This is a genomic window from Paenibacillus sp. SAF-068 (assembly GCF_051967555.1).
In the GTDB taxonomy this organism is placed as follows: domain Bacteria; phylum Bacillota; class Bacilli; order Paenibacillales; family Paenibacillaceae; genus Paenibacillus.
Genome location: NZ_JBQCJX010000007.1, coordinates 18,186 through 43,871, shown reverse-complemented (window position 1 = coordinate 43,871; position 25,686 = coordinate 18,186). Strand labels below are relative to the sequence as shown.

Below are 25,686 nucleotides of genomic sequence, written 5' to 3'. Positions count from 1 at the left end.
GGCTATTTTTAATGATAAATTCGTCAGATTTGTTTCATTGTTTAAATGGCTCTGGAAATCTATAGTGTATATTAGAGGTGATGTGACCATGAAATCCAAACGTAAATTAATGTACGGACTGCTGCCCATCTTGTTTGCAGGTGGAATCGGAATGTATCTATACATGCAGAATAGCAAAGAAGCAGAAGCCAAGCCCCAGACGACCGTGAATCAGTACATAGAGCATCTGCAAAAAAAAGAGTTTGACCAGCTGTATACCCTAATGACGTCTGCTTCGCTGGAAGAGTCGGGTATGACCAGGGAACAGTTTGTTGAGAAATACAATGCGATCTATTCGGGGATGGAAGTATCCACCGTTAAGGCAGAGGTTAAGCCTGTGGAAGTTGCCGAATCGGCTTCCGATGGCAGTAAGACCGATACAGAGAAACCAAACCCGGATACGTATGAGGTGGATTACAATCTGCAACTGACCACTTTTTTGGGAGAAGTCAGTGAGACGCATACATTAAAACTGGTCCGGCAGGAGCTGGAGGACGGGGGCAAAAACTGGAAAATTAACTGGCAGCCTTCACTGATCCTGAATGACATGGTTAAGGGAAGTAAGGTACGCGTGAGGACACTGTTCCCGGATCGGGGAGACATAGTGGATCGTGATGGTTTGCCGCTTGCTACCCAGGGCACGATGAATGAATGGGGCATTGTACCGGAGAAACTTGGTGATAACCCGGACCAGATGATTACCCGAATTGCGAGTCATTATCAGGTTTCGGAAGATGCCATTCACAAAGCCCTTGCGCAGACATGGGTGAAGCCAGAGTACTTTGTCCCGATTGGTTCCACAGAGGAGTTTGACGTGCCAGAATCTTTAAGCGGGGTTACGATGCAAAGTAAGGAGATCCGTTATTATCCACTCGGTGAGGCGGCTGCGCACTTGATTGGTTACGTGCGCAAAGCCACCAAGGAAGATCTGGATAAGGATACGGAAGGGTATTATCGCGCAGAGGATTGGATCGGTAAAGCGGGACTGGAGCAGTCCATGGAGAAACAGCTGCGCGGTGAACGTGGTGGTTTGATTGAAATTACGGATGAATCCGGCAACTCCCGTTCTGAGCTTATTCGCAAGGATGCTGTAGATGGACAGAATGTTCAACTGACGATTAGCTCCAAGCAGCAAAAGAAATTGTATCAGACATTATCGAGTGGTGATGATGCCGGTGCGATGGTTCTAATGAATCCGACGGACGGCAACCTGTTAGCGTTGGTCAGTGCGCCTTCCTATAACCCGAACAAGATGGTTACAGGACTTACACAGGCAGAGTGGGATGCGTATTCGGCGAATGAGAAACTTCCTTTTATCAACAGAGTCACGACCCGATATGCACCAGGATCAACCTTCAAAGCGATTACAGCCGCAGCGGGACTGATGGAGAAGGTGACCACAGCGGACAAAACCCATGATATCTCTGGCTTGCAGTGGCGTAAGGACGATAGTTGGGGCGGATATTACGTCAAACGGGTAAAGAGTTTATCTCCTGTTAACATGGTCGATGCGCTGGTGTACTCGGACAATATCTACTTTGCCATGGAAGCGATCGAAATGGGGAGCGCCAAGTTTATTGAAGGGATCCAGAAGTTCGGTTTTGGCAATAACTTTGGACTGGATGAACTGTATCTGAAGCCAAGCCAATATGCCAATGAAGCACATCTGGAGCTGTCTTCGGAGGTATTGCTCGCGGATACGTCCTACGGACAAGGGGAGATGTTAATGTCTCCTATTCATCTGGCATCGTCCTTTACACCTTTTATTAATGAAGGGAAACTGGTGAAGCCTGTCCTGATCGAGGAAAAAGAATCTTCAGACCCAGAGGTGATCATTACTCCGGAAGTCGCAAATACGGTTAAGGATGCCTTGAGAGAAGTTGTTTCCCGGCAGGGAGGTACCGCCCACACCTTGAATTCAATTCCTGGAGGGCTCGCAGGCAAGACGGGAACAGCCGAACTGAAGGCGAAAAAGGGAGAGAAGGGGCAGGAAAACGGATTTTTCGTAGTGTTTGATACCGACTCTCCGACCTACCTGTTAACCGCTGTAATTGAAGAGGTGAACGGCAGGGGCGGAAGCCATTATGTGGTGGATAAATTAAAGCCTTTTTTGGGAAAGCTCGAGATTTCGCAGTAATTCCGATGTAATGTCTAGTCTCACAAGCATATAAATAGCCCGGTCACGATGTTATGGTTCTCACATGTGACCGGGACTTTTTTTGTTCTATTTTATTCAATATAGGGGTTCATTTATTTTCTTGCAGTAATCATGAAGCGTGCCGAGTTGGTACGAATGCCCTTCTCTTCGTAATGTTCTCTCACAAACTGCTGGAATCGTTCAAAGTCAGTTTCTACCTTTCCGAAGTCAGGAATGATGGGTGCATGCGTTAGGAGAAACATCAAATCTTCAGGTGTAGCGTAATGCTCCACCACGTTATATTCACGGGCCTGAATGTCATGAAAACCTGCTGTTTGAAGTTCATGCTTGTAACGTTCCATCAAGGTGCCGGGTTGAATGCCAAGGCTCTGCCCACGGCCAAAAGCTTCTGCAATGTTGGATTTATCGTGTTCGCTGACCTGCTGGGTTAGAAATATCCCGCCCTCAGCAAGAACCCTGAATACTTCTGATGCAGAGAACCCGGAGTGTCTGGAGGATACCACATTAAAGAAGTGCTTCGGGAATGCAAGGTTCTCTGCGTCCATATGAAGAAAGCGTACATTGGGATGAACTCCTGCAGTCTGAAGATTACGTTGTGCGGTTTCAATCATTTCTTGAGCGAGGTCAATTCCCACCAGTAATAAGGGTTCCCCCGCAATGGACAGAATCGCTTCTCCACCGCCTGTTCCAATATCCAGCAACAGATCGGATGATCGCGTATGGCAAACAACTTCCTCATAGAAGTTCCATCCGATTTTCTCCGAGATAACGTTCATGGAGCTGAAGTTCCAGCCATTTGCCCGGCCTACGCGTTCATAGAAGCCAGCGTAATCTATGTTGTTTTTCATTTTCATATTCCTCCAATGTGAGTTTGTTTGAACAGGACAAGAACATTGCGCCAGATCGGTCTATTGTAAATGGTCGAATAGGATCATATGGACAGACGTATCCCTTGATAGCTGGTACGCGTTTTGACCCAGCCCGACGACTATTTACTTCGAACTATTCGGAGCAACATCCGTATCACCTCACAAGTTGGAATGTCTCCATTATATTCAATTGACAGCGTATTCGCGAGGTGTTATTTTGAGGTGGAATCTATTCTATGAGTTCGAGGTGATCCATGGTGGCTATTCGTGCCAAGCAGATTTTTGTCAATTTACCTGTTCAAGATTTGAAGAAATCTGTTGAGTTTTTTACAAAGGTCGGATTTGAGTTTGACGCCAATTTTACGGACGAGTCTGCGACTTGTATGATCATCGGAGATAACATTTACGCCATGCTTCTGGTGGAGGACCGTTTTCAATCCTTTATCTCGAAAAAAATCTCCAATGCTGCCGATACAACCGAAGTCATCGTTGCCCTGTCTGTAGATAGCCGTGAGCAGGTAGATACGATTGTAAAAGCTGCCCTTGATGCAGGAGCGAAGCCATCCAACGAACCGCAGGATCACGGATTCATGTATGGCTGGAGTTTTCAGGATCTGGACGATCATCTGTGGGAAGTCTCCTATATGGATCTAAGCGCTTTTCCTTCGGCGTGACAACATAAGAATAAGTAAAACCTTCCTATATTATAATAGGAAGGTTTTTTTGCATCATTTCTGCATCCATTTATTATCGGAAGTATGCAATGCCAACGAACTGGGCAACATCCGGGTACGCACAGGACAGCAGGGCTGAACAGGAGGAGATACCGCGTGTGGGTATCTCCTTTTTCGTTAATGGAAACACGCACCGAATATATCCGAATTACATATGGTGTATTTTACCTTTTTGCTATATGATAAGTGTCGATTATGTTGACGTTTTGTATCGAAAGATGCCATAAGCTCATGTACTGGAAAGTTAGAAGGTAAGTATACATACGTTTCTTTTTGATGGAGGGATTAGGATGTATTGTCACATATGTGGGACCAAAAGTAGTCCTGGGGATAGTACGTGCAGAAAGTGTAACACAAAACTGAAAGATGCAAGCTCCACAGAGGAACAGATCTGGGCGGAAACAGCCGTGGGTTTGGAAAAAAGAACAGGGGAAACAGCCGAATTGTTATCCCGGCAGCAACAGCCTGCACCCAGACAGAGCAACAGTCAAGGCCGCGCATTTAGTTGGATCATTCCACTGCTACTTGCAGCAGTGATGGGGGCTTTACTGACGTTCTATTACAAGCAGGAGATGAGTATTAATGCGGAGGTGAAATCTCTGCATCAACAGGCGGAACAAGCTGCACTAGAGGGGAAATATAAAGAGGCTCTTCAGCTGCTGGACAGCGCGCTAGCGAAACGACCGAAGTATGATGCGCTTATACAGGATCGGCAAATTACGGCGAAAGCGTTCAATCTGATGAATCAGTTGAATGAGGCTGCCACAAGTCTGCAAACAGGAAAACTCTCAGAAGGAGACAAATCCATTCAGGCAGTAGCGAAAGCATTGAAAGAGCGAGAAGAGCCCGTTTTCACCAAAGTACGTGCAACGTTAAGTAATAGAAAGGTTACGCTGGCTGTACTGAATGTGAAAAAAGAAATCGATAGTTTGACGACGGTAGAGGCACTGGCTGAGAAGCTGGATACGATATCGAATCTGAAGGGTAAGGAAGCCGAAGCCGTAGAGAAGCAAATTGTTGATAAGCTGGCTGGAATTAGCTACAAGCAGGCTGAGCAGCAAGTTAAGACAAAGGATTTTACAGCGGCATTGCAAACGGTCGATCAAGGGCTGTCTTATGCGCCAGAGGATGACAAACTGACAGCGTATCGTGATCGGGTACTGAGTGAGAAGAAGAATTTCGAGAAAGCGGAAGCTGAACGGATTCAACTTGCCGAACAACAGGCAGCAGCAGAAGATCTGAAGAATCGAACGTCGGCAGTGAGCATTGTGAATGTCGAAGCCACGCTTGATATGTATGGTGACCTGTATATTAGCGGTTCAATCATAAACAATGCAACCCGGCCGATCTCTTCCGTCACCGTCATGGTCGATATATATGGTACAGACGGCAATTATCTGGGTCAAACCTATGTGGATGTGTATCCAAGCTGGCTTGAAGTGGGTGAAGAAGGATTTTTTGAGACGTATTACTATGGTGTATACCAAGAAGCAGAAGTATCTGTTGTGAATGCAACGTGGTATCTGGAATAGGAGGATAGGTTGGCATGGGCAAACGAATATGGAGCACCATTATATCCAGTGCAATCATTATAGGAGCCGGAGCAGGAGGCGTGTTCTGGATTCACAGTTATACAGCAGATCAGTTGCAGGCTGAACCGAGATTGGCTGTTGTTAATGCGAAGGAAACAGAAACTGCAGCATCCAAACCGTCCTCCAATACAGCCGTGAAGAAAACACGTAAACAGATTATTGAAGAGAGTCAGAAGAAAGTGGTTACGATCGAGAGCAGCAGCGGACTAGGCTCCGGTTTTCTCTATAATGATCAGGGAGATGTTGTAACCAATGCTCATGTGGTAGAAGGTTCGAAGGAAGTGACGATACGTACCCTGAATCATGAGGAATATAAAGGAACCGTAATTGGAATCGGAGAAGAAACGGATATTGCTGTCGTTCGAGTACCTGATCTGAAAAAGGTGAAACCGCTGGCTATCGCCAAATCTAAAGCCGAGACTGGAGATGAAATCCTGGCTCTGGGGAGCCCGCTGGGGTTCGAGAACACGGTAACTACAGGCATTATCAGCGGTGTTGGACGCAGCTTCGAAATTGCGCCTTACATCTACAGCAATCTGTATCAGATCTCGGCGCCGATTACCCATGGCAACAGTGGCGGACCTCTAATCAACGCAGAGACGGGCGAAGTACTTGGTATTAACTCAGCCGTTGTGGAACAGGAGGGCGGAATTGGGTTCAGTATCCCTATCACCAGCGTGCTGAAGCAAGTGCAAGCCTGGTCCAAGCAGCCATCCAGCACAACGGCGGTTCAGACGGCCGGTGGTACTGGATGGGAATCAACCTCTGCTTCTGCGAAAGCAGAAGGGGTGGTGACCGAATTTTACAACAGTTTGAATCTAAGTGACTATGTTACAGCTTATGCTTTGCTCGGCAGTGAATGGCAGAGCGGTACAAGTTATGCCAAGTTTCGTGAGGGTTACCTCAATACCAGTTATGTAACGATTGGAGAGGTCACTTCTATAGACAAGGGCAATGACGGAATGGAAGTGACTGCAGTGATTACAGCCGATGAACGCAGGGATGGCGAATATGTAACGACGAAGTATAAGGTTACATATCAGGTTGCTTCCGAGAATGGTCAATTGAAAATATTGCATGGTAAAGGTAAGAAAATAACATAATAAGCAATCAAAAAGGAGCGTTGGCATAGGTGCCAATTCTCCTTTTTGATTGCTTATATTCGATGCATCTGTTAAAATACAGAACGAATGTTCAGTATGCGTGGAATGGAGTGAAATGGAATGAATATGAATAAAAAGCAACTTCAAACCGAGCAGACCAAGAAGAAACTTGCGGATGCTTCCAAAGCCCTTTTTGTACAAAAAGGCTATAAAGCAACGTCAATTGAAGATATTGTAGCTGCGACGGGAAGCAGTAAAGGCAATATCTATTACCATTTTAAAAGTAAGGAAGGTCTATTCCTTTATCTCATCGATGAGTGGGACCGGGAGTGGGAAGCGAGTTGGGCGGCCAAAGAACATCTCTATCGCACCTCTACGGAGAAGATTTATGGTTTGGCAGAGCAATTAGTACTGGATGATATGAATCACCCGCTGACGAAGGCGGCTGATGAGTTCTTCACGGGGGAAAAGAAAGAAAATGATATTGAAGAGAGAATCTCTTTGATGTTTGAGCGGCATATTCAATTTAATAAACAAATGATAGAACAAGGGATTGAGAGCGGCGAGTTCAAAGCAGACAATGTAGATCATCTCGCACTGATATTGGAAAGTACCATTATTGGTCTTAGTCAGATGTCACGGGGGATGGAGCCTGAACAGGCTCTTGCGTTGTACCGCCAGGCCGCCAGTGTATTCTTACACGGGATTGCAAAAGATAAAGCTTAAGCACCATTTTGACAACTACGGAGGATGGAATCATGGCATTACTAACACGGAACAGGGGCGCATTGCTACTGTTGATGTTTAATATTTTTCTCGTTTTTACGGGTATCGGTCTGGTTGTTCCAATCATGCCTGCGTATATGGATCTCCTGCATATCACCGGATTCACGGTTGGATTGCTGGTAGCGGCATTTTCCTTCACCCAGTTTCTGTTCTCCCCGCTTGCGGGGCGATGGTCGGATACGTGGGGACGTAAAAAAATTATCGTTGGCGGTATGCTGATCTTTGCCGTATCGGAGTTTATGTTTGGTGCGGTTAATGCACCAGTCTTGCTCTTCGCGGCCCGGATGCTTGGTGGTATTGGCGCGGCGATGATCTTCCCGGCGGTTATGGCTTACACCGCAGATATTACTACCGAAGAAGAACGCGGCAAAGGTATGGGTTTGATTAATGCAGCGATTACAACCGGGTTTATCATCGGCCCGGGCATTGGTGGATACATCGCAGACTTTGGCATTCGAATTCCGTTCTACGCCGCAGGGGTTGCCGGGTTGCTGGCAGCGATCATTACATTGATTATTTTGCCGGAATCCACGCGGAGTACAGGAGAACAGACTAAACCTTTGGCTGGCGCAGCGAAGGTCAAAGCTCCGGGCATGGTATCCCAATTACTGAATTCGTATCGTGAACCCTACTTTTTCAGCTTGATTATTGTATTTGTTATGGCATTTGGTCTGGCGAATTATGAGACGGTATTTTCACTGTTTGTGGATCACAAGTTTGGCTTCACCACGAAAGACATTGCATTTATCATTACATTTGGTTCCATCGCAGGTGCGGTTGTGCAAGTATCGCTGATCGGTTGGTTGCTCAATCGGTTTGGTGAAAAGATGGTCATTTCAGTCTGTCTGTTATTTGTAGCCGTATTTGTACTGCTGACCTTGTTTGTGCACACGTACTGGCTCATTCTTGTCGTCACGTTTATCGTCTTTCTGGGGATGGACATTTTACGTCCGGCGATCAGTACACAGATGTCCAAACTGGCAGAAGAACAACAGGGTTTTGTGGCTGGATTGAACTCGGCGTATACGAGTTTGGGAAATATCGCGGGTCCAATTGTGGCTGGAGCACTGTTCGATGTGAATATTAACTATCCTTACGTTTCAGCAGCGGCCGTTCTGGCGATCTGTTTCCTGTTATCCCTGCGGGTACTCAGAGAGGTCAAAACGGTGAAACAACCGAAGACAGAAATGTAATTTTATAATTGGAAAAGAAAGCATCCACATCAATGTATCAATATTTAAAAAAGTCGACTACACATAAAACATGTGCAGTCGACTTTTTTTAATATTACGCTATTAGCGGATTTCTCCATTTGTTTCAATCAGTTTTTGATACCAGTGGAAGCTCTGTTTGCGGATACGTCTCAATTCTTTGAGATCAAATTCCTCACGATCCACATAGATGAATCCATAACGTTTGCTTGACCCTTGATGTGTGCTAACCAGATCGATCGCAGACCAAGGGCAGAAGCCAAATACATCTACGCCGTCCGTGATCGCCAGTTGAATCTGTTCGATATGTTTATTGAAAAATTCAATACGATACGGATCGTTAACCACGTCGCCTTCCTCCAGTTTATCAAATGCACCCAGACCGTTTTCCGTAACAATTAACGGCAGATGATAACGGGAGTAGATCTGACGCAGGGTAGAGCGGAAGCCCACCGGATCAATTTCCCAACCAAACTCCGTTTTTTGCAGATTGGGATTCACAGATCCTCTATATGCGCCCGGTTCACCTACAATTTCATGCTGGTCTCCTGTATGGGAGAAGTCATTGCCATCGTTCAGGCTTTCACCAACCGTTTGGGAAGTATAGTAGTTAAACGCAATAAAGTCAGGGTTTCCTTGAGCCAGGATGTCCATATCTCCGTCTTCAATGACAGGCGTATATCCTTTTTCTTCGAGATAACTCCAGGCAATATGATTATAACGTCCATATACAGCCATATCGAGATAGAGCCAGTTACGAATGGCAGCATAGTTATCAGCCGCGAGTGTGTCTTCTGGTTTGGAGCTCGCCGGGTAAATTACACCGATATTAGGGGCTGGGCCAATTTTGGCTTCAGGCAGCATTTCATGACATAGCACCATGGCTTTAGCTTGAGCAACCAGCATGTGGTGATTTTGCTGATACAGTGTTTTTTGCGGATCAACAAGTGTTGTATCCAGTGTACCCAGAGAGCCGGGATGCAGGATCAGCATATTTTGTTCGTTAATGGTCAACCAATATTTGACCCGATCTCCGTAGTTCTCATAGAGGGTCTTGGCATATTGTTCAAAAGCATCAATTGTTGCACGGTTGGACCAGCCCCCTTTTTCTTCAAGCGCATAAGGAAGATCGAAGTGATACATGGTCACAATGGGCTCAATACCGTATTTAATTAATTCATTAATGAGAGAATCGTAAAATGCGAGCCCTTTCGGATTCACTTCACCTGCCCCTTGCGGAAAGATGCGTGTCCATGCGATGGAGAAGCGATAGGCTTTGAAGCCCATTTCAGCCAGCAACGCCACATCTTCTTTGTACATATGATAGTGATCACTGGTTACCTTGAAGTCAGTTACACCTTCGACATGGTTGCCCATGTCGATGACAGAAGGGCCTTTACCATCTTCATTCCAGGCTCCCTCGATCTGATAGGCAGAGGTTGAACCTCCCCAGAAGAAATCTTTAGGAAATGGTTTCAGTTGAGTATGTTTCATGGTTAGTTCCTCCTAAGTTGATTCGTATAATATAAGTTTTGTCAGACAACGAGAGTCAGCAGGACATCATTTTTCTGTATCTGCTCTTGAGTTGTTTCGAATACATCCACTTCTTGCTGCGTTAGGGTAACAATAACAGGTGTTACGGTTTCATATCCGGCTTCCTCGATCTTATCGATGTCAAACTGGATCAACAGATCGCCCTGTCTGACGATATCCCCTTCCTGAACGACAGGAGAGAAGTGTTTTCCTTTTAGCGCTACTGTATTGATGCCAATATGAATCAGGATTTCCGTTCCCGTGTTGGTTGTTAATCCAATGGCATGTCCGGTCGGGAAGAGGGAAGTAACAACACCATCTACCGGAGCGACAACTTCTCCAATCTCAGGGACAATCGCCAAACCTTTGCCCATAGCACCAGTCGAGAAGGCTGGGTCATTAATGGTGCTCAGTGCTACGGCTTTACCTGTAAGTGGGCTATAAATTTGTTCTTTCTTGATCTCCGTTGTTTTGGTCTCAGGTATGACAGGAAGCTCTACCGGCGTACTTTCAGCCGATGTGCTGGAGACAGATTCGTTTGTCTCGGAAACTGTGGTTTTGCTTTCATAACCAAACATCACGGTTAACACCGCTGCTACCGCAAAGGAGCAAGCGATCGCAATCACGTAGACAACCGTTGGTGTATAGACAGGAATGGCAAATATATTGTGGAACACATAAGCAGTCATTTTAACACCAAAGTGACCATTAATAGCACCGCCAATCGCACCTGCAATAACCACGATAGGAATCACACGTTTATAACGCAGGATCAGCCCGTATACGATTGGTTCAGTGACTCCTGCAAGTAAACCGGTAAGGCTGGTTGAGCCAGCAAGGGTTCGCAGGGTTTTGTTCTTTTTGGCTTTCAGGAAAATGCCAAAGGCAACACCGATTTGTGCAAAAACGGCTGCAGCAGCCATGGCTTCAATCGGATCGCCGCCAACCCCGATATTCTGTATCGTGATTGGAGTAAAGCCCCAGTGGAGTCCAAAGACAACCATGAAGGTCATGAATCCACCGAGTACAATCCCTGATAATATACCGCTGACACCAATGAGCCAAGTTACGCCGGATGAGATCCAGTCACCTACCGTAGTACCGAACGGTCCAAAGGCCATAGCGGATAGAGGAACCATAATCATCAAAGCAATCATCGGAACAAGGAACAATTGCAGGTCTTTCAAAATGATCTTCTTAAGTAACTTATCCAGAACAGCGTAGATGCTGATCGATATGAAGATTGGGAATACGCTGGCTGAATAATTCATCATGACAACCGGTATTCCCAGGAATGATACATCCGAGCCTTTATCCATTAGTCCGGTGAAGTTCGGCTCCATCAGAGCGGCACCAATTACACCAGCTACATAAGGATTGGCTTTCAGCTTCATACCCAGTGTGATACCAAGGAAGATGGGCAAGAAATAAAATACAGCGTTGCCGGCAGCGGATAAAATCAAGTATGTGTCACTTGTATCCGACATCCATCCGAGCATGGTCAGGACAGTCAGCAAAGCTTTTAGCATACCTGATCCTGCCATAGCCGGGATTAACGGCGAGAAACTTCCGGATATAATCTCAAAAACTTTGGATAATAGCGAGGTTTTTTCCCCTGTGGACTCAGCCGATGAGGAGGAATCTCCTCCAAAATCCCGGTTTTTCATAATCTCCGCATATACATGAGCCACGTTACTACCGATGACAACCTGGAACTGGCCGCCGCTTTCGACAACGGTAATAATACCATCGTGTTTTTCAAGCGTTTCGCGTTCGGCCTTTTTCGAATCTTTCAGGTCAAATCTCAGCCGGGTCGCACAGTGGACAAGACCATTGATATTGGCTTCTCCGCCGACGAGACGAACGATGTCATCCCCCATTTTTTTATGATCCATGTTCATTCTCCTTTGTTGTTAAGATTGCCTGAAAACAAAAAAATACCTAAACGAATGGCTATGATCATCGGAAAGATGACCTGTTGCCAATCATTTAGGTATCGCCTGCTTGAGCAGTAACAATCCTTGTCGTTAAGTTGTGAGACCTACTATATATGACGCCGAAATCGTTTGCAAGCTTTTTTTATTCCGTGTCCAACAACTCGTTACGGGAAGTAACACGTTGAATATGGATCGTCAAATACACCTTTTCATCAATGGACATGGCACTCTCAAACTTTTCCTCAAGATACTGATTGATCCGTTGTGTGCACTCAAAAGCCTTGCTATATTTGTCCTTTACCTGCTCATACAGAAAGTTGTCTCCTGAAGCAATTTGCTCCTGTTCATTACTCAACATTCTCTGCACAAAGTATTGCAGATGGGTAATAAACCGGGAATAATTAAACGAATTTTCATCCAGGGCAATTTGGTAATAATTAGTCACAATGTTAAAGATATCATCAATAACTTCGGTAATTTCAACGGTTTGTTTCATACCCTGAGCATCTTGGCGGGCGTTGACAAAATGCATCGCAATAAAACTTGCCTCATGTTCATCCATTTGGATGCCGAATTGTTCCTGGATCAGCTTCACAGCGTTCATGCCAATCCCAAATTCCTTTTTGTAAAACTTCTTGATCTGCCACAAAAGGGAATTCTTCAGCCCGACGGATTTACGGTACCGGGTAATGGCAAACTGAATATGATCGATCAATGATATATAGATATTATCACTAAAAATATCGCCCATTTCCTTTTTGGCATGGCCCACAATTTCGTCTGCTAACTTCAAATATTCAACCGATGTTTCCCCAATCAGATCAATGAGTTTTTGCGGTATTTTATCTGATTTCAGCACAAAGGTTTTTTCGATTTTATCCTCATCCACGGGCTGCCCGTTTTTCTTTTTGAAGCCAAGTCCGTTGCCAATGACAACAAATTCGTGACCAACCTGGTTCTCTGCCCGGATGACATTGTTGTTAAAAATCTGACGGATGATCATATATGTGTTTCACCTCAATTGGTCGTAATAATAACAAAAAACCCAAACTAAGGCTTAATAGACAGCCTTGGTTTGGGTATCGCCTGCTCACCAGTAACAATCCCGAAGAAGACGAAGCTTCCTCTTTCAATTATGTCCACTATACCGCTTTCATAACAGAATGACAATACAATGATTTATGGAAATGGACGTAAAGCTGTGGATTTTTGGTATAATAAGAAATGCTGGAAGTGAATTAGATGGGCTGGGTTGCATATTAAGTTACCGAGGACGGTCATTTTTAAGCATATACAGGATTATTGGAGTGATAACATGAGCAAAGCAAAAGGAAAAGGTGGCACCGGCCGCGGTACGGGCAAAAAAGGCTGGAACCGTTGGCAAGCCGCTGCTAACCGGGCGAAAAGCGCCCCGAAGCCTTATAAAAGCAAAGGTACGAAGAAGAAGGACGATACCGAAACTTCAAGTGGCAAGTCCGAGTAAGTGTGGCTTGACGATGCCAGAGGAGAGAGCTGCCTGACTAACGGGTGGGTCTCTTTTTGTTTGAAAATATAAAAAAAAATTGACAGTAGTGTAGATCTGGTAATAATATAGAGCTTACGCAAATTAGATGGTAGTGCTACTATATGGAGAAAGGAGCATCAGCATGTCTGTAAATATGGATGAAAATCCACTTGGACTGATTCTGTCACGTACGTATCTGGCATACAAAAAAACAACAACCAGAAATCTGAGTGAACAGGATATTACGCCGGAACAATTTGCAGTTCTGAATGAATTGAGCAAGGCTGGAAGCCATATATCACAGAAAAAACTGGCTGAATTAACCGTCCGTGACCAGACAACGGTAGGCAAAATTATAGACAAGTTGATTCGCAAAGGTCTGGTGACAAGAGAAGAAGATCCACAGGACCGCAGAGCGGTGTTGCTTTGTTTGACGGCGGAGGGACTGGAAATGAATAACGTTCTGACACCAAAGGCAAAACAGCAAGAGCAAGAGGCACTCGCCGAATGTTCCCCTGAAGAGCTTGAAGCATTTATGAATGTGATGAATCGCATTTATGAAAAGATGAAATAAATTTTTTTATTCTAATATGTGCACGTGCATATATATGTAGTGCAATTATTTTAATTTTAACTAACGGGAGTCGTGAACGAATGAAAAGCTTCAAAGATTTTTTTAAAGTGCCACAGACAAAAATAGGATTGGTTTTTGCATTGATTGTTCCACTGTTATTTGTAGTGATCTGGATGACGGGTTATCATCAGGCCACGGAGAGAGTAGATCAACTTCATGTTGCCCTGGTGAACGAAGATGGGATGCAAGGAACAGAGGTGCAAAAGCAGATTGAAACACTCGCGCCTTTTCATGTCAATGTACTGGATTCTGCCCAGGAAGCCGAGAAACAGATGAATGCGGGTAACTATGCGATGGTTATTGTCATTCCGGAAGGATTCGCTGACCAGATTGAAGGCGGTACAGGGGCGAATTTGTCCTTCTATATTAATCAGGGAAATGCGGATGTAGCCAAATCCATTGTGGAACACGCGGCGACTGGAATGACTGCACAGATGGGTGAAGGTATTCTGGAGTCCAAGGTTCAGGTGACACTTAACCAGGATAGTACTAACAATGATGAGCTGAGTGCAGCTATTGGGCAAGCGATGGCCAAGATGAATGAAGGGCCTGTGAAGGCTGAGATTAATAAAACCAACAGTGTAAGTGATTTTGCTACATCGATGCTGCCCATGATTTTGGGTTTTATAACCTACATTGCTTCGATGACCATGAACATTCAGTTCAATATTACGTCTAATATGATGAAGCGCAGCCATACCAAATGGGAAATCTTCTGGGGACGGCAGATGCTATTATTGTGTATAGCTGTGATTGTTCCCCTGATTGTAGATACAGTAGCTCTTCAGTTCACGGATGTTGCGAGCTCCTTCGGCGCTTTGTATCTGTATCATGTGCTGGTAAGTCTGGCTTGTATCTGCTTTACACAAATGAGTTTTGCCCTGTTTGGCAATGCTGGCCCTCTATTTAATGTTGCGATGGTTCCGCTCCAGTTGATGACAGCAGGAAATATCGTTCCAGCCGAGATGCTGACGCCATTCTACCGTTATATTGGAAACTTTCTGCCCGCTTCCAATGGAGTACAGGGATTTATGCGTTTGATCTATAGTGGAGAAGCCGTAGGTGGATACATGGTTCATCTTCTGTTGATCTCGATTATTACGTGGGGAATTACGCTGCTTCGAGTTGGCATGCAAAAGAATAATTCTGCCCAACCCACGGTCGCAGCGGTTACAGCCTAAACATAATAAGAAAGCTCTGATGTGCAACAACGGTCCTGAAGATACGATATATCGTATCTTCAGGACCGTTGTTTTTGTTATTGAACCTGATGATCAGATGTCGTGTTTTAACGGTTACGAAGCCAAAATCTGTTTCAGAAAGTACAGTTATTACTTCATACGTGCCTGTTATGACATGAAAGTTTAAGTGATGAGATTGAGTGCTACACTAAGTTTACATAAAAGGCACAACAAATCTAGGAGGTAAACGAATATGCAAACGGTATTTACTGGAGAGAATATTCAATTCAGTTATAACAAAAAGAAACCAGTACTAAAACAATTATCCTTGTCGGTTGGAGACCGTCAGATTTACGGCTTACTTGGTCCCAATGGGGCAGGGAAATCTACTTTAACCAGAGTTATGCTCGGGCTGGATAAACCTCAAAATGGTAAAATTCAGTGGTTTAATGAACATCTCAATGCAAGTACAAACAAACGAGTAGGTTATGTTCCACAGGATTTGGCCCTGATTTATGACCTATCCGCTTATGAGAATGTATTGTTTTTCGGTAAACTGTACGGATTGAAGGGAGAGCGTCTGAAGAAACAGGTTCGTTTCGCCCTTGAATTTGTTGGACTGTGGGAAGAACGCAAACAAAAACCCAAAAAATTCTCGGGTGGCATGAAAAGAAGACTCAATATTGCTTGTGGTATTGTCCACAACCCGGATGTCATCATTCTGGATGAGCCAACGGTGGGGGTTGATCCACAATCCCGTAATCGAATTTTGGATGCCATTATAGAGTTGAATCAACTTGGAACAACCGTTATCTATATTTCTCACTACATGGAGGAAGTTGAACGAATTTGCTCTCATGTCGGAATTATCGATGATGGACAATTGCTCTGCCAAGGCAAGCTCAATGATGTAATTCAGGAACATACAGACCAGGCTATCATCCGTTTGGAGCTACAGCGTAAGAGTACGGCGTACAGCAAGCAGCTTGAGGATTATGTTGTATTACTGGCAGAAGGGAACAATGTCGAGTTGGGAGTCCCCAAAAATGACGTGAATGCGATAAGTCAGATCAAGGAGTCTTTTGGCGAAGATGTGAAAAGCTTTCAATATATTACTCCTAATTTGGAACAAGTGTTTTTCAAATTAACAAGAAAGAATCTGAGGGATTAGATCTATGTGGACGATATTTGCAACGAGTATGAAGCGTAAGCTTCAGAACCCTGTCGTATTTGTCAATTACATCCTGTTGCCACTTCTTTTGATTCTGATTCTGGGGAATGCATTGTCTGGTGTGTTTCAATCAGGGGATAAGGAAACGAAGTCTACCATCATATCTCAGATTTCAACAGTTGTGGTCAATGAAGATAGCGGGGATGTAGGGAAAAATATTGTTTCATTCCTTAGTAGTGAAGACAATAAAGAGATGTTTAATGTCAAGGTAGGCTCTAGTAGCACAGAAGCTCTTAAGATGTTGGAGTCTGGTGAGGTAGAACAGTATATATATCTGCCTAAAGATCTTACAAGTGAGTATGAGAACAATAAGAACGGTAACATCACGGTGTATGGTAAGGATAATAATATTGAGAAAGTTAATATTACAGACCTGGCCCTATCAGCCTATGGTGATGGCTACCTGGCAATGGAAGTTGCGAGTGCCGACAATCCGAATATCGTATATTCACATGAGTATAGTAACATGCTGGCTGCTCCGGGAACTGCAACAGAGGCTTCCACGGAGAGTGGTTCCAATATTTCAGCGATGAGTTATTATGGCGTGACTATGTTAGTTCTGATTCTTGTATATGGTTTGGCTAATACCATGAATTTTGTACAGGAAGAGTACAGTGAAGCACTGGGAGATCGTTACCTTGTTAGTCCAATTTCCAAAACAGCATTAATTATGGGGCAGTTTCTAACAGGGTGTACGATATCTATTATTCAAGGAGCAGTCATTGTATTCTGTGCAAAACTATTCTTCAACGTCAGCTATGGAGACAACATGATGTTTGTATTCTTCATCATTATCGCAGGTTCAATTTTCTTTAACGCTCTAGGTTTGCTCTTGGGGGTTATTGGACGCCGAATCAAACAAGTGGATGGTGTAGTCACATTGTTGATTCCGGTAATGACATTTGTGGGTGGCGGATTCGTTAAACTTGATATGGGTGAGCTGAGTTCTATAAGCATCAATGAAGTGTTCCAACGTCCAATGTTCGATTATATCGGGCAAGGCGTAATTGATTTGATGCCTGTATTTACTGCCCTTATTGCTGCAATGGGTTTTGTTCTAATTGCAGTGTACTCCCTCACAAGAAAGGAGGCACGATAAGATGCGGGTATTCGAACTGTATTTAAGACGTATTTTCAAGCGAAAACTTACCTTTATCTTAATCTTGTTGTTGCCAGTTGTATTTACGTATTCTGTAGTAGCGCAATATGAGGAAGCAACCAAGGTCACACTCACGATGTATGTAGAAGATTCAGCTGTGAATTCTTATGTCACTGATATGTTGAAGAAGCAGAATGTCACCATTACTCAAGCAGCTTCGGCAGATGATGCTATTCATCATAGTACCAATCTGGGAATCGTATTCAATTCAAGCACTCAGGACATATTTAATGATCCGGATCTGCTCAAGGTGAACAGTTACGTGAATGAACAGAATTTCAATTCAAACTCGTTGGAGATTAAACTGAATAGTGTATTCTCTGTTTTAAAAACACTGGCCAAAAATGCCACCAGTGAAGAATCATTAACCGCAGGTATGAAAGAAGCTGCAGCAACCAAAGCTCCAATACAAGTGGAACAGAAGATTCTTGGAAACCCTAATGCGGTGGTATTAACGAGTTCATTCAATATGATTGTGTTTATCATTATGTTCCTTACAATGACCAATACACTGTTATTCCTTGGTGATAAGGTGCATACCACGACCCAGCGTTTATTACTGGCAGCGAGCAGTAAATTGAGCTACTACGTGCAGACTGTAAGTGTGTTTGCAGTCATCGGTGTAGGACAATTTATACTTATGATTGCTCTTATGACCGGAGTTTTCCAAATTGATCTATCTCTATCGTTCGGAGAACTTCTATTGCTCGTGTTGGCGTATGGATTACTCAATATGATTGCGGCAGGTATTGGGTTACTGCTTGTAAGTCGTACAACCAAAATGTCTACGGGGCGGTTGCTTATTACCGTAGTATCGCTTCCTCTGGCGATGTTAGGCGGAACACTCTGGCCCAGTTCAATTATGCCTGAAGGTATGCAGAAGATTGCAAGTGTACTGCCTACCCATTGGATTACAGAGTTGAACAATGAGATGTTCAGTGGGTTTACAGGTAACAGTAGCATGATTACAGTGCATATTATCAGTTTGTTCGTCTGTGCTGCGATTATTTTTGTACTACTGACAAGAGTGAGAACGGAAGATATTTAAGCTCTTCCAGCGTATAAAATATAGCAGAACCTCGTTTTCCCGGTACATCCTCGAATGAAGGAGATACCGGGGATACACGATGGAGATCGGAGGACGGATTATCATGGCCACTCAGGTTGCGCAAACAATCGAACTATCCAATCTATCATCTCTACACGAAAAAATTCTGTATGCCGAGAAACATCGCAAGAACTATGATATATTCTTTACCGTGAAATATGATTCTAAGTGGGCGGCTTGTAATATAGCTGATGCTATTGAACGAGTAATGGAAGGCCATAAAGCTTTAGGATTAACCATTGTACAGAAAGATTCCCAATATGCTTTTTGTTCTAGGCTAAACACGCCTAATTCATTTAGAAGTCATGTTCCTCTTCAGGATGTCAAACTGAATGTTTTTGAGGGAGAAGGGCTGGCAAAATACTATATAGATGAAGCGGAATGCAGAATTGAATTTCTTATCCATCATCTGGTGTTTGACGGCGATTCGATGAACGAGTTCATGACCGCATTGGAATATTCAGTGCTTCATGGTGAATTCTCTGTTCCTGCTGGTCTGTACGATATGCCAGAGAGGCCAATTCGAAAAGAAGAATCATCGATGCTCCATGACTATTTTGAATCCTTTAAGTCAATATCACATTTCTCTGCCCTTGAGCCATTGGAAAATCCTGTTTATGGAAAATTCAAATTGTCATCACAAGTATGGGAAGCCATTGGATCATTGGCACAAAAGCTCCGGATTACCAAATTTGGTGTCATATTATATGCAATAGCTCTTGCAACGGAGCGTAGGCAATCCCGTTTCGGGATAGTTATATCACGGCGGAATCATCAGACAGAGCAAAATCAGATTGGTAATTATACAGATGTTGTTCCTTATTCATTTCAATTGTCAGAACAGCTGAGTTACAAGGATAACGCTAAAGTTCTGTTCAAAAATTTCTTTGTGGCTATTGAATCTTCAAGTGCATTAACTTATGAGGAATATATGAATCTTATTGGCGCGAAGGGTTTTGACTTGGTAGTCTCTTATACACGAATGTCAGATCCAATTGCCCATTCTGAAGTGTTCTCGACCTTTGTTTTGGGAGATTATTTATACAAATATGATAACCATACACAATTCAATGAATATGAAGACGGTCTGTATATGGAGTTTCGTTACGATAACACGTTAGTAAAGGGCGTATGTGATTGTTTGGGAGAGATGGTACTCGAATTGGATAGTATTAATCTCGATGAGCAGTTAAGTATGGGTGGGCAGGAAGTAAGTATGGAAAAAGGTGAAGTTGAGCCAAAAAACAGCGGCACTATTAGAGCTGGTAAAGCTCAGCAGAGCTCGACACTCCAACTTCTATTTGAGCGATATAACGAAGAAGATCATCTATTGGATACGGATATCACCTCTTTCGAGATAGCTCAGATTATTACGGATGCCTACGAGTACTATGAAGTTCAATTGTCTTACCATGATATTTATACTTGTTCTACAATTAGAGAATTGAAACAGAAACTCAGTAAAAAGTCCATTTCAGAAGGGGAGGATGGACCAGAATCGAATAACCCTAATCATTATCATCTTCCTGGCTTTTTAAAAACAATCTTTATTGATAGTTTTCGGTTTATAAATACGGATATGTACAATGTAAGTTATGCTTTACGTCTAACGTCTCAGGCAGCCAGCCATATGGAACGGGTTAAGGAAGCTATTGAACAGGTTATTCAAGGAAATGATATTTTTTTCACTTCATTTGAAATGCAGGATGGCCAGTTTACAGCTTCGGTAATGCCTCAGCGGCAGGTACATATTGAATGGGTGGATGTAGGAGATTTAAGCGATCTACAGCGAGATCAAGAAACACTTCGTATACATCCTCACTCAAAATTATGGGACTTTAAACTTGTTCATTTGAATTCGACAGGAGATATGTATCTGTACTTTAATATTCATCATATACTTATTGATCATATGGGTATTCAGATCCTGAAAGATCAGATAACAGAGTGTTATAACAATTATGAACCTGTATATTCGCAATATGCTTCATTGGCAGAGGAGTACAGTCATGCTACCTCTATAGCCCTCAAGCAGTGGGAAAGTCTTCTTCCGTACAAACAATTCCATAATCCGGGTAAATCTTCTCTTGGTAGTGGATACTTTCATTCATATCACTGGAACCTGGATATAGGCATACCGAATTTTGAAGAGACTGAATTAAGGATACTAAACGTAGTCCATTATTCACTATCCAGATATTTTGATTACGAAGAGGGATATATTGGTGCTGTCTATCATGGGCGCGTTATAGCACGAACGAGTAAGGTCATTGGTTCATTTGCCAGAGTCTTACCTTTGTTCTTCTCTACTACGAATTCGGATATTCTGAAGAACAGCCTTTATATTGCAAGAGTGAATCAAACGGTATCTTTAATGGATCTGAATGAACATGGATTTAATCTTTCCTATCCTCGTGTTGTTTTTCAAACACTGCAAGAAGGGGAAGAGTCTGCGGATTCATCCATATTTGATCAGACGATTGAATTTGATGGATTATCCAAGTTCCAGATTTTCGTTCAACTGCGTAGAGGTTTTTCACATTCCCAACTGAGTGTGTATATCGATAGTAACGTATATGACTCAGAGGAAGAAAGACGGATAATGGTTACTTTTGAGCGAGCTTTGAGGGAGTTTCAGGTAATCCCTATGGATATTGAAGGAGGGGTAACATCAGATGGAACTTCTTCAATCAAGTGAACTGACATATATACAACGAAAGATGTTTATCTGCAATAAATTGCCTGTGTATCGTCTGCCATTCATCTATGAAATTCCAGAACCGGTTAGCCTTAATGAAGTCTGCGCTGCTCTTCTAATTACATTGCAGGATTGCCCAACCTTACAGACCCGGTATACCTATGATGCGGAGCACCGAATGTTTCATCAAATTTATCATCGTCTGGATTCAAATCAATTCGATATTCCACAGATCTCTTTAGATGAACATCCCGAAATTTATTTGAGACAAAGGAAAGAAATAATCGATCTCACCAAAGAATATCCCTGGAGAACTCAATTCGCAGAGTATAAACAAAAGATGTATTTGCTCATTGAATTTCACCATATCTGTATTGACGGATGGGGAATTCGAAATTTCGAATCTATGTTTATGGATCACCTTGCAGGGCGATCCCGGAATTCTCCAGTTAGCGACTTCAGTTTCTACCAACGAATTAATGAGTTACAGACCAATGAATCTTCTTTTACTAAGGAAGAATTCTTACGACTACCTGAACAAAATCTGCATGTAACAACTGAAAAAAATCATTTAGAACGTCTGATAAAACACTTGAAACCTGAACAATTCCAACAGATTGAGCAAATCTCAACATTGTTGAAAGTAACCAAGAATTCAGTTTTCCAAGGTTTATGGGAATCGGTATTAGAACAAACTTGCACAGGCAGCGTGTATGGAACTATAGGTAATTGGCGTATGAGTATGGGTGCATTTCATGAGATTGGTTGTTTTGTACAGATGCAGTCCCGAAGAATTGCTAGGGGACGCGACATTTTAACAACGATCAAACAAATCTCCTTGGATAATCTCAGTGCGTTTGCAGAGCGGAGCATGGAGCCACCAACACGGTGTAACATAGATCATCCAGTTGTCTATTCCTATGAAGAAGATATGTTCAGATACTTTCAATATATTCCTGCGGATAACTTAAACAAATTTGAACTGTACATCCGTGTTTTTCTACTGAATGGTAACGCACAGATCGAAATTGAATATAATCCAAGTCAATACAGTGAAGAGCAAATTCGTTTTATGTTTGATCTAATTGATACAACGCTGGAAAACTGTCTTGTCTAAAAGGGGGATTTCTGTTGAATGTATTAGAAGAATTAGAGTGGAATTTCAATACGTATAAGGAGAAAACTGCAATTAAGGATTCCTCAAAGACGCTTACGTATGGTCAATTGGATATACTAACAGCCAGGGTAGCGGAACATTTAATGTGGCAAAAAATAGCCAATGAAGATGTGGTAACTATTGAGGCGGAGGATAAGCTGGAGGCAATCATTCTCATGCTTGGAGTTGTCCGAGCGGGGGCTGCATATTGCGTCATTCCCCAAGACTATCCGGACTTTCGCAAGAATAAAATGCGTACTAAAGTGAATGGCAAAGTCATACTTCGTAGTCTTAATGAAATAGAGAAGCAAGAGTGTGCTCGTCAAAATGTGGTACAAGACGTATTGGGGGTAAAGCATGCTTCTCGCCAAGTTAACAGTCTTTTATACATTATCTTCACTTCTGGATCAACTGGCGAGCCTAAGGCTGTAGCTATTGAAGATCGATCTATTGAAAAAATTGTGAGACAAAATGAATTCTACCAAGGCAATGTCATTGGTCAATTTGCTCCTCTTGAATTTGATGCATCCGTCTACGAAATTTTTGGCGGATTGCTGAATGGGATGACACTTAGAATGGTGAGTAAGGACGACAGTCTAGACTTTGATATCATTCCAGAGATTTTGAAAGAGATCGATACGGTATTTCTGACAACACGATTGTTTAATCTATATGTTGAAGAATGTGCGGAGGACTTGCGCAAGTTACAACTCATCTTAACGGGGGGCGAACGTGCTTCCATCAAACATCTGCATGAAGCGGCGCAATATTGTAATGTGTACAATGTGTATGGTCCAACGGAGACGACCGTCTTTGCCACCCGATATAAAGTAATAGGGAATGAAACAGAGATTCCGATTGGGAAGATGTTTGACCAGGGAAACTCTCTTATTCTGGATGAAAATGGCATACGGGTGAACCGTGGAGACCAGGGAGAGTTATTGTTATCTGACTCAGGATTGATGAGAGGCTACATCGACAACGATCAAGCGAATCAAAAGGCGTTTGCCTACTGGGAGGGGCAACGCTATTATCGGACAGGCGATGTTGTTTATGAGAGTGCTGAAGGAGAATTGAACTATGTCGAGCGAGTAGATCGGCAGGTTAAAGTCTCTGGATATCGGATTGAACTTGGCGAGATTGAACGTTGTGCATACAACTATGGCTTAAATAAAGAGTGTCTGGCTCATTACGATGGTAAACGGCTGTACCTGTTTGTAACGGATATGATCGAACTCGAACCATTCCGTCAGCATCTTCGCAATATACTGCCAGATTATATGATACCAACAGTTAAGGTGGTGGACAAGATCCCGATGAATAACAATGGTAAAACAGACATGCAAGCAATGAACGAACATAAAGATGAGGAGTCCAATGATGTAAGCAAGGTTGCAGAAGTAATTACAAATGTACTCCAAAGTGAGCTAATCATGAATAAGACCTTTTTGGAACTGGGTGGTGACTCTATTAAAGCAATGGAAGTCATCTGGAAATTAGGAGGAGAGGGCTACCCGATAGATCTGGATATGCTATTTACACGCACCTTAGGAGAGATCGTGAATGATGTTAAAGCCGGCTAGTGATAGTGAAAAAAGAATTATTAATAGCAGTTTACTGAATCCTACGGCTTATAATATTCCCATGATTGTGAAGTTTGGGAAAGGGCTCAATATTGCCAAAATGTATAATCTGCTTACATTATACTTTGAACAATTTGATATTTTCCGGACTTCCTATCGAATTGCTTCTGACATTGAGAGATGGATCACGGCAGCAGTACCTACAATTGAAATTTGCTCACAGTCCATGTTTGAACCTCAAGCAATGCTCGACGCTCACTTGATATCGGTGGAAGATAAAGAGTTAGTCAAAATTGTATTATGTAAGGTGGCTGATGAAACCAATGATTACCTTTTTGTTAATGTACATCATGCGTTACTTGATGGCTTAAGTATTAATCTATTTTTGCAAGATGTCATTGCAGCATATCTCTCGGATGAGCCCCTGGCCTTCCAATGCAGTTCGGTGGATGAACATACGGATTCTAATATTAGCTCACAGCGTAATACAGTTGATTTTAGAGGATATGAAGGATTTAAATCCCGGTTGCTCAACAAACAGATTGAGCATGTGAACTATCGAAGTGAAACTGTGAAACTGGGGAGTATGATCAAACACAAATACACGGATTTCTCTTTATGTCTGACTGCTTTTGCCATCAGTGTGGCCGGCTGGCTGAACCATAACTCCGTGTATCTGGCTTATCCGTATCTGGGTAGAAATCAGACCAATTTTAGAGCACTTGGAAACTTTGTTCAGTTAGTTCCTTTTCATAAGAGGTTTGATACACAGAATTATTCAAGCGTTGAGCAACTCACTGCAGAAGTTCAACAACAGATATTCAAGGATCTGACAACGAGTAGCCATTATGATGCTGTGAGATATCAGGAGTCCATGAAATGTATGAACATTTTTCGGGATATCATATTTGACTACAAATCAGGAAGTCTGATCGAGACTACGCTTAGTCATGAGCATGAAATAACACTCCATGAAATCGAGACATATCGCGATGAAAAATATGGTCTTCACTTCTCGATATATAAACAACTGAACGAACTTCATATAACAATGATATCCAGTGAATATAGTTCGGAAGACATGGAACAACTGTTATCTATTTTTGGTCGTAATGTCCATGCATTATATGCTGATACGGAAATAGGGCTGGATCAAATGTTACGTTTGAAAGATGAAATTAAGACAGATGGAGATAACGCTTCTCCAAACGATATCTTAAGTGAAGATAACTATGAAGTTATATACAAAGAGGTATCCGGGATGGTATGTACATTGCTGAATGAGCAGACTGTACATGCAGAAGAGAGCTTTTTTGATCTCGGTATGGATTCGACACTCTTGGTAAAGTTCAAAAAAAGAATACGAGAACAATTCAAAGTGAATTTAAAAATAAGTGATTTCTTTAATCACTATACTTCCGAAATGCTGACACATAAAATTCTTGAACGATTATAAGGAGGATAACTCGA

Annotated in this window: 20 protein-coding genes; 16 read left to right on the top strand and 4 right to left on the bottom strand. The window is 42.9% G+C overall.

Translation table 11 applies throughout. From position 1 onward, the window contains the following. Nucleotides 1–88: 88 nt before the first annotated feature. The gene (gene pbp4 / locus ACTHPG_RS25220; RefSeq protein ID WP_440392123.1) at nucleotides 89–2,176 is read left to right on the top strand and encodes a penicillin-binding protein PBP4(5); all 2,088 of its coding nucleotides are present in this window, start codon (nucleotides 89–91) and stop codon (nucleotides 2,174–2,176) included. Nucleotides 2,177–2,289: 113 nt separating this feature from the next. Here the strand turns inward: pbp4 and ACTHPG_RS25215 are convergent, their stop codons facing one another. Next, nucleotides 2,290–3,045 (bottom strand): class I SAM-dependent methyltransferase, encoded by a 756-nt coding sequence (locus ACTHPG_RS25215; protein WP_440392122.1) that lies wholly within the window; start codon nucleotides 3,043–3,045, stop codon nucleotides 2,290–2,292. 278 nt (nucleotides 3,046–3,323) lie between these two features. Between ACTHPG_RS25215 and ACTHPG_RS25210 the strand changes: the two genes are divergently transcribed. The 5 genes from ACTHPG_RS25210 to ACTHPG_RS25190 all read left to right on the top strand — a co-directional run bounded on the left by ACTHPG_RS25210 (nucleotide 3,324) and on the right by ACTHPG_RS25190 (nucleotide 8,474). Further along, nucleotides 3,324–3,740 (top strand): VOC family protein, encoded by a 417-nt coding sequence (locus tag ACTHPG_RS25210; protein ID WP_440392228.1) that lies wholly within the window; start codon nucleotides 3,324–3,326, stop codon nucleotides 3,738–3,740. 467 nt (nucleotides 3,741–4,207) lie between these two features. Then, complete coding sequence (locus tag ACTHPG_RS25205; RefSeq protein ID WP_440392121.1) at nucleotides 4,208–5,332, top strand: FxLYD domain-containing protein; 1,125 nt, start codon at nucleotides 4,208–4,210, stop codon at nucleotides 5,330–5,332. Between the two features lie 14 nt (nucleotides 5,333–5,346). Continuing rightward, a complete protein-coding gene (locus ACTHPG_RS25200; RefSeq protein ID WP_440392120.1) occupies nucleotides 5,347–6,495 on the top strand; it encodes a S1C family serine protease in 1,149 nt (382 codons plus the stop codon). Between the two features lie 126 nt (nucleotides 6,496–6,621). Further along, nucleotides 6,622–7,221, top strand: coding sequence for a TetR/AcrR family transcriptional regulator (locus ACTHPG_RS25195; RefSeq protein WP_440392227.1), 600 nt, complete (start codon nucleotides 6,622–6,624; stop codon nucleotides 7,219–7,221). Between the two features lie 32 nt (nucleotides 7,222–7,253). After that, nucleotides 7,254–8,474, top strand: coding sequence for an MFS transporter (locus tag ACTHPG_RS25190; protein ID WP_440392119.1), 1,221 nt, complete (start codon nucleotides 7,254–7,256; stop codon nucleotides 8,472–8,474). A gap of 102 nt (nucleotides 8,475–8,576) precedes the next feature. Here ACTHPG_RS25190 and ACTHPG_RS25185 read toward each other — a convergent pair whose 3' ends face one another. The 3 genes from ACTHPG_RS25185 to licT form a co-directional block, all read right to left on the bottom strand. After that, on the bottom strand, nucleotides 8,577–9,986 hold the full coding sequence (locus ACTHPG_RS25185; protein WP_440392118.1) for a glycoside hydrolase family 1 protein: 1,410 nt from the start codon (nucleotides 9,984–9,986) through the stop codon (nucleotides 8,577–8,579). Nucleotides 9,987–10,027: 41 nt separating this feature from the next. After that, a complete protein-coding gene (locus tag ACTHPG_RS25180) occupies nucleotides 10,028–11,920 on the bottom strand; it encodes a beta-glucoside-specific PTS transporter subunit IIABC (protein WP_440392117.1) in 1,893 nt (630 codons plus the stop codon). A 184-nt stretch (nucleotides 11,921–12,104) separates the two neighbouring features. Beyond that, nucleotides 12,105–12,965 carry a BglG family transcription antiterminator LicT gene (licT, locus tag ACTHPG_RS25175; RefSeq protein WP_440392116.1) on the bottom strand — a complete coding sequence of 287 codons (861 nt, stop codon included), beginning with the start codon at nucleotides 12,963–12,965 and terminating at the stop codon, nucleotides 12,105–12,107. 312 nt (nucleotides 12,966–13,277) lie between these two features. On the opposite strand from licT, the gene ACTHPG_RS25170 reads away from it, so the two are divergent. The 10 genes from ACTHPG_RS25170 to ACTHPG_RS25125 all read left to right on the top strand — a co-directional run bounded on the left by ACTHPG_RS25170 (nucleotide 13,278) and on the right by ACTHPG_RS25125 (nucleotide 25,672). Continuing rightward, nucleotides 13,278–13,445 (top strand): DUF3934 family protein, encoded by a 168-nt coding sequence (locus ACTHPG_RS25170; protein ID WP_440392115.1) that lies wholly within the window; start codon nucleotides 13,278–13,280, stop codon nucleotides 13,443–13,445. A 163-nt stretch (nucleotides 13,446–13,608) separates the two neighbouring features. Further along, complete coding sequence (locus ACTHPG_RS25165) at nucleotides 13,609–14,040, top strand: MarR family winged helix-turn-helix transcriptional regulator (protein ID WP_440392114.1); 432 nt, start codon at nucleotides 13,609–13,611, stop codon at nucleotides 14,038–14,040. A gap of 80 nt (nucleotides 14,041–14,120) precedes the next feature. Further along, nucleotides 14,121–15,281 (top strand): YhgE/Pip domain-containing protein, encoded by a 1,161-nt coding sequence (locus tag ACTHPG_RS25160; protein WP_440392113.1) that lies wholly within the window; start codon nucleotides 14,121–14,123, stop codon nucleotides 15,279–15,281. 253 nt (nucleotides 15,282–15,534) lie between these two features. After that, nucleotides 15,535–16,452: an ABC transporter ATP-binding protein gene (locus tag ACTHPG_RS25155; protein ID WP_440392112.1), complete on the top strand. Its 918-nt coding sequence runs from the start codon at nucleotides 15,535–15,537 to the stop codon at nucleotides 16,450–16,452. 4 nt (nucleotides 16,453–16,456) lie between these two features. Next, nucleotides 16,457–17,611, top strand: a complete 1,155-nt coding sequence (locus tag ACTHPG_RS25150) for an ABC transporter permease (protein ID WP_440392111.1) — start codon at nucleotides 16,457–16,459, stop codon at nucleotides 17,609–17,611. A 1-nt stretch (nucleotide 17,612) separates the two neighbouring features. Further along, on the top strand, nucleotides 17,613–18,719 hold the full coding sequence (locus tag ACTHPG_RS25145; protein WP_440392110.1) for an ABC transporter permease: 1,107 nt from the start codon (nucleotides 17,613–17,615) through the stop codon (nucleotides 18,717–18,719). Between the two features lie 103 nt (nucleotides 18,720–18,822). Continuing rightward, nucleotides 18,823–21,477 (top strand): condensation domain-containing protein, encoded by a 2,655-nt coding sequence (locus tag ACTHPG_RS25140; RefSeq protein WP_440392109.1) that lies wholly within the window; start codon nucleotides 18,823–18,825, stop codon nucleotides 21,475–21,477. After that, nucleotides 21,455–22,594, top strand: a complete 1,140-nt coding sequence (locus tag ACTHPG_RS25135; RefSeq protein WP_440392108.1) for a condensation domain-containing protein — start codon at nucleotides 21,455–21,457, stop codon at nucleotides 22,592–22,594. Before ACTHPG_RS25140 ends, ACTHPG_RS25135 begins: the two co-directional genes overlap by 23 nt. 14 nt (nucleotides 22,595–22,608) lie before the next feature. Beyond that, complete coding sequence (locus tag ACTHPG_RS25130; RefSeq protein WP_440392107.1) at nucleotides 22,609–24,216, top strand: non-ribosomal peptide synthetase; 1,608 nt, start codon at nucleotides 22,609–22,611, stop codon at nucleotides 24,214–24,216. Beyond that, the gene (locus ACTHPG_RS25125) at nucleotides 24,197–25,672 is read left to right on the top strand and encodes a condensation domain-containing protein (RefSeq protein ID WP_440392106.1); all 1,476 of its coding nucleotides are present in this window, start codon (nucleotides 24,197–24,199) and stop codon (nucleotides 25,670–25,672) included. Before ACTHPG_RS25130 ends, ACTHPG_RS25125 begins: the two co-directional genes overlap by 20 nt. The last annotated feature ends 14 nt before the right edge of the window (nucleotides 25,673–25,686 follow it).